The organism is Agrobacterium tumefaciens (genome assembly GCA_025560025.1).
GTDB lineage: Bacteria > Pseudomonadota > Alphaproteobacteria > Rhizobiales > Rhizobiaceae > Agrobacterium.
The window spans coordinates 838,249-848,734 of record CP048486.1; the positions used below are offsets into that span (position 1 = coordinate 838,249).

Genomic DNA, 10,486 nt, shown 5'->3' on the forward strand with positions numbered 1-10,486 from the left:
CCAAAAAGGACCAGACCATGACGACCACTGCCGAACAGCAGACAATCAGCATTCATAGCCCCAGCCCCGGCGCGCCGATCCTGCTCGCCACCGGCCCGACCTCGATTTCCATCAAGGCCGGTTCGCTGGTCGGGATCGGCGACCGCACATATTCCTATGACCGCGAAACCGTGATCGCGCTCGACGATCTGGTGCCCGGTCGCGATTATGCTGTCGGCATCAACGCTGTCGGCGATCTGTTCGCCACCGTCGCCAACGACAATCCGCTGAACGGTGATTTCTTCGCCGGTTTCCATTTCGCTCCCGGTGGCAATGCCGTCGAGCGTAAGGGTGGCGACAGCGTACCCGCCATCAATCCGCACTCGCTCTGGGATATCGAGTATCGCCCCGCCTGCCCGGATCCGCGCGGCATGGTGCGCGTCATCGCCGGAAACATCGTCTGGGTCGATATCTATCTTCTCGGCGTCGATCACGCCGTTCACGGCACCAGCCGCTTTGGCGTGGCGCCAGCGACCGGCAGCACGCTGGATATTCTCGACTACAACACCGCGAAATCCATCCTCGAAGGCCACGGCAAGCGCCTGCTGACCTATGAAGAATTCCGCACCGCCGCCCATGGCGTGACGGAACGCTCTGCCGCCAACAATCGCACCCGCACAACCGGACTCGATGCCGCGCGCACCAGCCTCTACGGCCTCATGCAAGCGACCGGCAATCTCTGGGTATGGGGAACTGACGGCGACATCGACGACCCGCGGCCGTCCCTCTTTGGCGGCTCCTGGATCAGCGGCGGGCACGCCGGCTCCCGGTCTGCGTACTTGGACTGCTGGCCCGGGTACTCGGGCGGGAGCTTCGGGGCGCGCGGCGCGAGCGACCACCTGACGCCTGCCTGACGCGCGCGAAAGCGCGAGTCTCTTTCTCTCCCCTTCAATCAGGATTATCACCATGACGGCAATCGCCAACCTGAAACACAATACGCTGGCGCTGGCGCGCACAGACATTTTAAGCCCGGTTCTGGCCGCGATCGGTCGCAGCGATATCGTTATCAAGGCCGGGACCATTGTCACACTCGACAATCGTCCCCATCGCTTCGACAACGACACGCCTGTGCCGGCGGGCGATCTTCTTCCTGGTCGCGATTATGGCGTCGGCGTCGATGAGAACGGCAACCTGTTTTGCAAAGTTCTGGAATCGTCACCCACCGAAGAAGCGCTGTTTGCCGGTTTTCATTTTGCGCCCGGTGGAAATGCCCGCGCCCGTGAAGGCGGCGACACCAAGCCCGCCATCAACCCTTATTCCATCTGGGATATCGGCTTTCGCCCATCCTGCCCGGATCCGCGCGGCATGGCGCTTGTGGAAACCTTGGGCGGCAAGCTGTTCTGGACTGATATCTACCTTCTGGATGCCGACCACCACGAACAGGGCACCAGCCGCGCAAAGGCGATCATCGCCGATGGCCGCGACCTGCCGATGAGGCTCGACGGCCAGAGCCGACACAGGAAGCTCGACTATGCAACGGCGGCGGAAATCTATGCCGGCCACGGCAAGCGCCTTCTCGGCGCAGAAGAGTTCTTCTCCGCCGCCTATGGCGTGAAGGAGCGCACATCCCGCAGCGACGAGCCGACCGTAACCGGATCGCTCGAAGACAACGCCGTCAGCTTTATCAGCAAGTGGGGCCTGTTCGATATCACCGGCACCATGTGGCAGTGGGGCACAGACGGCCACCCCGACGACCCGCGTCCGTCCCTCTTTGGCGGCTCCTGGGTCAGCGGCGAGTTCGCCGGCTCCCGGTCTGCGAGCTTGGGCTGCTGGCCCGAGAGCTCGCTCGGGTGCATCGGGGCGCGCGGCGCGAGCGACCACCTGAACCATGCCTGACCTGCGCGAAAGCGCGGGTCTCCTGAAACGGATGATCGCCAGCCATGACACGAGATGAGTTTGTAAATCCGCAGGATCTGGCGATCGTCGAGAAATTCGAGAAAGCCGTGGCCTACCTGTACCCGATATTCCAGCGTTGCCCGCGCAGCCACAGTGTGTTGCGCGACAGGCTGATCGGGCTGCTGTTTGACCAGGTCGGTTTTCTCTATCAGGCAGCGAAGTCGAAACAGGCCTCAAAGCTCTACGCGGCAGACGCCAATCTGGCAACGCTGCGCTTCTGGTTGCGCTTTGCCTCCGATCCGAAACTGAAATTCCTTTCCCATCACCAGCACAAGGTGGCGCTTCGCCACATCGCTGAAGCGGGATCGATGCTCGGTCAGTGGATCAGATCGGCAAAAGGCAACGGGCGGTCGGGGTCATGATGCTGTTGCGTCCGTCCATCTTTGGCGGCTCCTGGATCAACGGCGAGAACGCCGGCTCCCGGTATGCGAACTTGGACTACTGGCCCGAGAACTCGAACGAGAACATCGGGGCGCGCGGCGCGAGCGACGACCTATCCACGGCTCGGCGACGGTCACGGCCTCGCCGGTCATCTTCCACGGTCGGCACGGCGGTTTGCGCTCTGCCGCCAAGGTGGTCGGCCCGTCCGTCCGGCTTCGGCGAACACATGACAGGGTCCGGTACAGCGGGGAGTAGCGGCAATGCCGTCGAAACCCGCGACCGGCAATCCGGAGTGATTACCATGGGAAAGAAATACCGGAATCTTATCGGCCAGATCACAGCGGACGCCAACATGCGCCGCGCCTACAGGCGCACCGCCAACGGCAAGCGCCTGACGACAGGCTTTCTGGAATTCAACGAGTTTTCGATCCTCAATCTGGAGGATCTGGCGCAGGCCATGCGTGACGGCACCTATCGTCCCGGCCAGCCGCACGAGTTCAAGATCTTCGATCCGAAGGAGCGGATGATATCGGCGCTGCCCTTTGAGGATCGCGTGGCGCAGCATGCGCTTTGCGCCGTTATCGAACCGATTTTTCAGGTGACGCTGTTGCCACGTACTTTCGCCTGCCGACCGGGCAAGGGAACGCATGCGGCGGCAAAGGCCGTACAGGCCGATATGCGCCGCCTCAGCCTCGACAGCGAACAGCTTTACATCCTCAAGACGGACTTCTCCCGGTACTTCGCCAGCATCGAGCATGGCGCGCTGTGGCAGCTGATCGAAGCGAAGATTTCCTGCTGCGCCACGCTGCGCCTGATCGAAGCCATGTTGCCGCGCACGGGCGTTGGCCTGCCGATCGGCAATCTGCTGTCGCAGATCTTCGCCAACATTTACGGCGGCGTGGTTGACCGGCACCTGCAGCAGGATCTCGGCGAGCGATACTGGTATCGCTACATGGACGATATCGTGGTGCTGGGGCAATCATCCGAGCATCTGCGGAAGGTGCGTGCTTCTATCGAGGATCTGTCGCGCGAGCGGCTTGGCCTGCGGTTTTCCAAATGGAGCATCCAGCCCGTCAGCCGTGGCGTCAACTTTGTCGGTTATCGCATCTGGCCCACCCATAAGCTGCTGCGCCGTGACAGTGTCACGCGCGCAAAGCGCAAGATCCGCGCCTATCGCGCCGGCGGCGATCATCGAAGGCTGGAGAAATTCCTTGCCGCATGGGTCGGGCACGCCAAGTGGGCCGATAGCCGCAATCTTCTCAAATCCCTCAACATCCACGAAAGGAGTGTCCATCATGCGGCACACCGATAAGCGCGGCCCCGCAAAACTGCCATCGTCCGTCATGCTGGTGCGTTGCGTCCAGCGCGGCATGGGTCGCACCCAGATTGCCGAACACTATGGCGCAAGCGTCAGCCGCGTCACGACGCGCTGCAAGGAGCTTGGCATCACGGCCCCTCTCTACGGCAAGACGTGGAACGAGGCCCGTTTCGATTTCACCACCGTCGTCATCCGCCGCTTCGGCAGCAGCATCACGCTGCCCTGCCCCAGCATGTACGCGAAAATTCTGGAGAGCCGCAAATGTTTGTAAATCAGGAAGTCACTATCGATTTCTCCGGCGACGACATCGACGACCGCGTCGTCGAGTGGTTGCTTGAACATCGTCTCCAGGCAGAAGAGCTTGGCGACCTCACATTTACCGCGAAGGTTCAGGTCGAAATCGGCGATCTCGACGAAGACGACATTATTGCCGCATACGACAAGCTGAACAAGCTCGACAACAGCGACCTCTATCATCTCGGCGAGGCCTACCGACGCATGGCGGAAGGCAATCTTGATGAGGCGATGGAGATCCTATCGCGTCACTTTGATCTTGCCCCCCCGTACCACGAACGGGCGATTGCCGACCTCATCACCGGAAAACGGAACTGAGGGCGACATGAGCAAAGAGCCTATCCATTTCCGCGCGCACCGGTCCGAGCTTGCGGCAGCGCTTGCAGCCGTTACCGAGGCCGTTCCCGCCAAGGATAATATTCCGATCCTTGAAAACGTGCTGCTGCAGCCGGACGGTGACCGCCTGATGTTGCGCGGCACCAATCTCGATCTTGAAATCGAAACCCGCTGCGAGCTACTGGAAGCATCTGCCGGCGAGGGGCTGACGATTGCAGCGGACGAGTTCTATCGCATCGTCAAGAATATGCCGGAGTCTGCCGAAATCACCGTCGCCCCCGGAAAATTCCCCGGACAGGTGACGGTCAGTGGCGGCCGGTCACGTTTTAATCTGCACACCCTGCCCGTGTCCGACTTCCCTTCCATTGGTGCGGATCGGCCGCCGCTGGCTTTCACGGTGCAGGCAAACGTCTTGACCGATGCGCTGGGTAGGGTGGCCTATGCCATGAATACCACCATGAAGGATCGCCCATATCTTTCCGGCACCTTCGTCGAGGGACTGGAGAATGGCAGACTTGCCATCGTCGCGACGGACGGCCTCAAGATGGCGGCCTCGCGGATCTCGCCGACCGAGTTGAATGCATTCGATCCGCCCATCATCCCGATCAAGACCGTCCAGGCGATCCGCAAGCTTGTCGGTCACAGCAAGGCGATATGCTCGTTTTACATCAACGACCGCAAGATCGTGATGGAGTGCGAGGACATCTCACTCGTCTCCAAGCTGATTGAAGGCTCGTTCCCGGACTACAAGCGCATCATTCCGCCACGTAACACCGTCTTCCTGCGCGCCGACCGTGCCGCAGTCAGCAAGGCCATCACGCGTGTGAGTGTCATCGCCGGCGACATCAGCAAATCTTCCGTCCGCCTCGACATAGGTCAAGGCTCAATGCAGATCGAGCTTATGGCGCGGGATGGTCAGAACGCTTCGGAGCCGGTCGATATCGAATTCGACGGCGACAGCCATCTGCGGGGTTTCAATCCGACGTTCGTCAACGAAACCCTGTCCAGCATTTCCACCACATCGTTTTGTCTCCACGGCACGGACCCCGGCGCGCCGGGACATTTCACGCCGGATGGCGACGCCGACGAGGATTACATCGTCATGCCTATGAGGGTTTCCTGATGACTGAGCAAACCGCACCCGTCCACCGTATCATTGGCCCGACCATCCTTCTCGGATCCGGCACCTATTTCGATTTCGATAACCCCGAGGCCGCAGAACTGACGATTGAGGATGTGGCTTACAGCCTCGCCTTCCAGTCGCGCTTCACTGGCCAGTGCGTTAGCCGGCGCACCGGCAAGCGGGTCTACTATCCCATCGCCCAGCATTGCGTCATCATGGCGGGCTACGCCGAACCGGGGCACAAGATGGCAGCACTCATGCATGAAGTGGGTGAGGTAACCTGCGGCGATATGAGCTCGCCCCTGAAATCCAAGTGCCCGGATTATAAGACTATCGAAAAGCGCTGCGAGGCGGCCGGTCTGTCGCATTTCGGGATCAACATCGTTTCCCCTTGGTATATCAAACATCTCGATCTGCGCACGTTGGCGACAGAGCAGCGCGATCTTATGCCCAGCAAAGGCGAGACGTGGGAAATGGTCGGCGGGCGCCAGCCATTCGAGGCGGAGATATTCCCTTGGGAAAATCCGCACGCCGCCGCCGAGGCATTCCTTGAAACCTACTACGCATTGCGGAGGGCAGGTGAATGACAAAATCTCATTTACTCCGCAGGAGAGCCGCACGTCGCACCGGATACGAGGAAGGTCTCGCCGCAGGAGAGGTCGAACGAAACAACCTGAAGGGCAAATATCAGTCGATCATCGTACTTCTCGACGCTGCACGCGAGCGGATCCAGGAGATATTTGACCACCTCGATGACGAGGTTGACCGCGTCTACCTCGGCAGCACGAACCATCGTGACTGGCTGCGAGAGATGCTCGATCACATGGATCGCTGGTCTTTTGACGCTATGCTGCCAAAGGGCGACATCAACAAGATGGAGGGCGATCCTTATGCCGAAATCAGAGCGCAGCGTGCACGTGCAAAAGCGGCGGAAACGGAGCTAGGCAGTCGCACACGCGCATTGGATGAGGCGGAAGCTGAGGTTAAGCGCCTGCGTACCGGCATAAAAAGACTCTCCGACGAGGAGGAGCTCTGCGCGGAGACGACCGGAGACGACCCATTCTCTTTGATTTACCTCGCGGCGAAGCTTGCCGGCGCCGAAAAGGTGAGTGCCGAAAATGAGCGGTTGCGAGAAAAAGCAGAGGCCGAGCTGAACCGACTTCAGAGCTGGCGTCCGATCTCCGAGGCTGATAACAGCATCGCTTATGTCCACATCGTTGGGGACATAAAGATCGGCAATTCATATCCGATCTGGGCGCGCGACGCTGACGGACGCGTGTATGAGGCTCTCTGGTCTGACAACGAGAAAAAGGCCTACTGGTGCGATATCGACGGCGAAAGCCCTGTCGATCCCGTGGAGTTCATGCCTCATCCGCTTGATCGTCAATACGACAGCCTCGATGAGGTGAAGCAATGAGCGAGACAATCAAGGACAGCTTACGCGGGCTCAATGCCGCGAAAGCAATCGTAGACGGCCGCGACCCTAACGCAGACTATGCCAAGATCCTTGTAACTGCCGAACATGCTTTTGCGACGGTCTTGCTTGCATGCATGGGCGGCGATGCTCGCAAAGCAGTCGGCATGCTCAACGAGGGTCTGATCCCCGGCATTGAGCACAGGATCGCTTTCTATGCATCGAAAGGCGGTGTTTTATGAGCGATCTACTTATGACTCGCCGCGCTGTATTTTCCGAATGCGGCCTCTATCGCTACCTTCTTGAACACGACTACGGCCGATCCGGCCCTGTTATTTCGCTCGGAATGGTCAATCCATCTGATGCGAACGAGGAGAAGAACGATTCCACCATGACGAAAGTGGACGGCTTCGCGTATCGGCTTGGCGCCAGCAAGGTCATCGTCTGGAACTTGTGCGCGCTCGTTAACAAGGACGTGAAGGCATTGGCGCGCGCCGCTGATCCGGTCGGCCCCGAGAATGATGCGTATATCGCGAAGGCTACACAGGGCGCGGATATTCACATCGTGGCATGGGGTCCAACCACCAAGTTGCCTAAAGCTCTGCGCGCCAGGTGGCAATCCGTTGTCGATGTTCTGCGAGACGCCGGTGCAAACCCGATGTGCTGGGGACTGGCGAAGGACGGTCAGCCTCGACACCCGTTGATGGTGGCGTACGCAACACCCCTCATTCCGTGGAGGGTACCGAATGAGTGAAACGCTTGAGCAAAAACTTGCCGACTTCCTTGACGCGCTGGATGAATGGGATTGCGACGACAACACAGAGCGCGACAAAGCGAACCTCGATTTCCAGCGCTGCGGTTACGATCTGTCGGAATACGTCGAATATCAGGACGGCGACGGACCGCTTCACTCAAAGAGTGAGGTGAATTGATGTCGCGCCGCCAGTCGATCCGCGAAAAAATTATGAGCCGCATCCAGATAGACGCTGAAACCGGATGCTGGATCTGGACCGGCCCGACCTCCGGCAGCACCGGGCGCGGGCGAGGCTACCCCCGTATGTGGCTCGGCGGCCAGACTGTGGCTGTCCATATTACGATGTGGACAAACGAACACGGCTATGTTCCCGGCAAGATGGAGCTGGACCACAAGTGCCGGAACCGTCTCTGCGTCAATCCAAATCCCGATCACCTCGAAATGGTAACCCGGAAAGTCAACGCCCTGCGCCGAGAAGAAGCACGTCGCATGCGATGCGAGGAAATAGCGGGCCGCACCATGTCCATGGAGGATCATTCCTAATGACCCAGCCAGCTATTTTGCGAAAGCAAGACATGATGCGCGCGGCCGAGGTCGCCAATAATTCGGGCTGCCGGATCGAGATAAAGGTCGGCGACACCGTCATCACCGTCATACCCAGTTGCGAAAACGAGAAGGTGAAGGGAATTGACTACTCGCGTCCCGTACTGTGATATCTCGGGCATGCCGAGAAAACTTTACCCACACGTCCACAAGCAAAAGACTCGCCATGACAAGTGGGTCTTTTATTTCCGTCTTGGAAAAGGGAAGCGCGTTCGTTTGCCCAATCCGAATGATCCGACCTTCAAAGCGGCCTATATGGCTGCGCTGAACGGTTCTCCGGTTAAGGTGGAAACCGCACACGAAGGCACGCTGGGCTGGTTGTGGGAGAGATATACGACAGAGAGCGCGAAGTGGGCAGGATACAGCGCCGCCACCCAAAAGCAGCAGCGGCTGATCATGGCGAAGGTGCTCAAGACCGCTGCAAAGTCATCGCTAAAAGTCGTCACTCAGGACGTCATTCAGGAGGGCGTTGATAAGCGCCACGAGACGCCGGCGCAGGCCGGGAATTTCATCAAGGTAATGCGGGGCATGTTCGGCTGGGCAAAGAAAATGCGGTTGGTGGCCGTGGATCCATCGCTTGGCGTGGAAGCCCCCGACTACAAAAAGGGCGGATTTCCAGCTTGGACCATCGACGAGGTTAAGGCGTTCCGCCAGAAATACGAAATCGGGACAACTGCTCGACTGGCGATGGAGCTTATGCTTTTGGCGGGCTTACGCCGATCAGATCTTGTAAGGGCCGGCCGCCAGCATATCAGCGGCAAGATCCTCTCTATGGATACAGAGAAGACAGGCGCGCGGATCACCGTCGAACTTTCCGACGATCTGATCACCGTCATTAATGCCACGCCTCGCAAGGGCCTGCACCTGGTCGAGACATCCCGGGGAAAGCCTTTCGTTAAGGAGGGATTCGGGAATTGGTTTCGGGACCAGTGCAATGAGGCGAAGGTCTACAAGTCCGCGCACGGCCTACGAAAGCTCAGCGCTACGCTTGCCGCCGAAGGTGGTGCGGCCTCACATCACCTGCTTGCTCAGTACGGCTGGACCAACTTGGCGACCGCAGAAATATACACCCGTGGTATCGATAGGCGCCGACTTGGGATCGAGACAAGCCGCATCGTGGCGGATCAGATCGGGAACATAACTTCCCCTCACCCAGTTCCAGGTGAGGGAATTAGCGCAGAAAGCGAAATAAAAACAAATACTAAGAAATAAGGTGGCACACCTCTCGTGGACACCATTTTCCTGTTATCCGTTGCAGCCTGCTCAAGGCAGCAAGTCCTCGGCATACTACAAACGGAGGCAGCGCGCCTGCTTCGGCGTTTCCGACAGCATTCCATCGCCGCAGGCGAAATCGATGAAGGTCCGGTTCGCCCTTCCCAACTGAGATTGCCGTTCCCGGCCTCTGGCTGTTTCCACGGCTACAGGCCTTTCAAAGCCCCGTCACGCCATCCCAGATCAGCTTCACCGCCACCAGCGCCACGGAAGTGTAGGTCAGCGGATAGAAGATGGAGGCGCGCATGCGGCGCACCGTCCAGGCGCCGAGCCATGTCGACACGATCGCCAGCGGAACCATCAGGGCGGCTCGCCCGAGGTTCTGCGCGCCGAAACCGCCCAAGGCGGCGTAAGGCACGAGTTTCAGGACATTGGTGATTGCAAAAAACATCACATTGGTACCCGTGAAGACCTTGGGGTCCATCCGAAGCGGCAGGAGATACACCTGAAGCGGCGGCGCACCGGCATGCGCCACGAAGCTGGTGTAACCCGCAAGCAGGCTCCAGAACCGCCCAGCCATCGGTCGCTCCCTTGCAACCGTGGTCAGAGCACTTTTCGCGAAGACGACACGCAGCACGAACACCGCCGAGACCACGCCAACGACCAGACGGACGACGGCGTCCGAGGTGATTTCGGCGGTCATCCATCCAAGCCCGATGCCAACGACGGCTGCTGGCAAAAGCTGGCGCATGATCCTCCAGTCGACCCAGCTGCGCCAGGCCGCAACGCCAACCATGTCCATGACGACGAGGATCGGAAGCAGGATCGCTGCCGCGGTTACGGGCGACATCACCAGCGCCATGAGCGGAACGCCAAGCAAGCTCATGCCACCGAGACCGCCCTTGGAGAGACCGACCAGCACGACCGCGAGAATGGTGACACCCAGCTCCAGAGGAGAGTTGAAAAGGGTCAAGCGCATCTCCTCGGCAATGCCGCAGGCATCCCTGCCGGATGCCGCACATAAATATCAGCCCTTTTTAGTCGGACCTTTTGACGGTAGATATCAGCGACGACCGCGCTGACGATGATCGGTTCATGGCGATCTCCTGATAGTAA

Annotated in this window: 16 protein-coding genes; 15 read left to right on the top strand and 1 reads right to left on the bottom strand. The window is 59.5% G+C overall.

Translation table 11 applies throughout. The features are described 5' to 3' along the window. Positions 1-17 precede the first annotated feature (17 nt). Genes FY152_17835 through FY152_17905 form a run of 15 tightly spaced genes read left to right on the top strand, consistent with a single transcriptional unit; the run spans position 18 to position 9,370 of the window. Positions 18-893, top strand: coding sequence for a hypothetical protein (locus FY152_17835; GenBank protein UXS34018.1), 876 nt, complete (start codon positions 18-20; stop codon positions 891-893). A gap of 52 nt (positions 894-945) precedes the next feature. After that, positions 946-1,875 carry a hypothetical protein gene (locus tag FY152_17840; protein UXS34019.1) on the top strand — a complete coding sequence of 310 codons (930 nt, stop codon included), beginning with the start codon at positions 946-948 and terminating at the stop codon, positions 1,873-1,875. Between the two features lie 44 nt (positions 1,876-1,919). Next, positions 1,920-2,297 carry a diversity-generating retroelement protein Avd gene (gene avd, locus FY152_17845; protein UXS34020.1) on the top strand — a complete coding sequence of 126 codons (378 nt, stop codon included), beginning with the start codon at positions 1,920-1,922 and terminating at the stop codon, positions 2,295-2,297. Next, a complete protein-coding gene (locus FY152_17850; protein UXS34021.1) occupies positions 2,294-3,628 on the top strand; it encodes a Retron-type reverse transcriptase in 1,335 nt (444 codons plus the stop codon). Before avd ends, FY152_17850 begins: the two co-directional genes overlap by 4 nt. Further along, a complete protein-coding gene (locus FY152_17855; GenBank protein UXS34022.1) occupies positions 3,612-3,905 on the top strand; it encodes a hypothetical protein in 294 nt (97 codons plus the stop codon). The genes FY152_17850 and FY152_17855 overlap by 17 nt, the downstream gene beginning before the upstream one ends. Continuing rightward, entirely contained in the window at positions 3,896-4,246 is a 351-nt protein-coding gene (locus FY152_17860) for a hypothetical protein (GenBank protein ID UXS34023.1), read from the top strand. Before FY152_17855 ends, FY152_17860 begins: the two co-directional genes overlap by 10 nt. A 7-nt stretch (positions 4,247-4,253) precedes the next feature. Beyond that, entirely contained in the window at positions 4,254-5,387 is a 1,134-nt protein-coding gene (gene dnaN, locus FY152_17865; protein ID UXS34024.1) for a DNA polymerase III subunit beta, read from the top strand. Further along, positions 5,387-5,974 carry a hypothetical protein gene (locus FY152_17870; protein UXS34025.1) on the top strand — a complete coding sequence of 196 codons (588 nt, stop codon included), beginning with the start codon at positions 5,387-5,389 and terminating at the stop codon, positions 5,972-5,974. Before dnaN ends, FY152_17870 begins: the two co-directional genes overlap by 1 nt. After that, entirely contained in the window at positions 5,971-6,804 is an 834-nt protein-coding gene (locus FY152_17875; GenBank protein UXS34026.1) for a hypothetical protein, read from the top strand. Before FY152_17870 ends, FY152_17875 begins: the two co-directional genes overlap by 4 nt. Next, positions 6,801-7,043 (top strand): hypothetical protein, encoded by a 243-nt coding sequence (locus FY152_17880; GenBank protein UXS34027.1) that lies wholly within the window; start codon positions 6,801-6,803, stop codon positions 7,041-7,043. The genes FY152_17875 and FY152_17880 overlap by 4 nt, the downstream gene beginning before the upstream one ends. After that, the gene (locus tag FY152_17885) at positions 7,040-7,555 is read left to right on the top strand and encodes a DUF1643 domain-containing protein (protein UXS34028.1); all 516 of its coding nucleotides are present in this window, start codon (positions 7,040-7,042) and stop codon (positions 7,553-7,555) included. Before FY152_17880 ends, FY152_17885 begins: the two co-directional genes overlap by 4 nt. Then, positions 7,548-7,733: a hypothetical protein gene (locus FY152_17890; GenBank protein ID UXS34029.1), complete on the top strand. Its 186-nt coding sequence runs from the start codon at positions 7,548-7,550 to the stop codon at positions 7,731-7,733. Before FY152_17885 ends, FY152_17890 begins: the two co-directional genes overlap by 8 nt. Further along, positions 7,730-8,098: an HNH endonuclease gene (locus FY152_17895; GenBank protein UXS34030.1), complete on the top strand. Its 369-nt coding sequence runs from the start codon at positions 7,730-7,732 to the stop codon at positions 8,096-8,098. The genes FY152_17890 and FY152_17895 overlap by 4 nt, the downstream gene beginning before the upstream one ends. Further along, complete coding sequence (locus FY152_17900) at positions 8,098-8,268, top strand: hypothetical protein (protein UXS34031.1); 171 nt, start codon at positions 8,098-8,100, stop codon at positions 8,266-8,268. The genes FY152_17895 and FY152_17900 overlap by 1 nt, the downstream gene beginning before the upstream one ends. Before the next feature lie 10 nt (positions 8,269-8,278). Beyond that, positions 8,279-9,370 (top strand): tyrosine-type recombinase/integrase, encoded by a 1,092-nt coding sequence (locus FY152_17905; GenBank protein ID UXS34032.1) that lies wholly within the window; start codon positions 8,279-8,281, stop codon positions 9,368-9,370. A 217-nt stretch (positions 9,371-9,587) separates the two neighbouring features. Here FY152_17905 and FY152_17910 read toward each other — a convergent pair whose 3' ends face one another. Further along, entirely contained in the window at positions 9,588-10,349 is a 762-nt protein-coding gene (locus FY152_17910; protein UXS34033.1) for a sulfite exporter TauE/SafE family protein, read from the bottom strand. Positions 10,350-10,486: the final 137 nt, after the last annotated feature.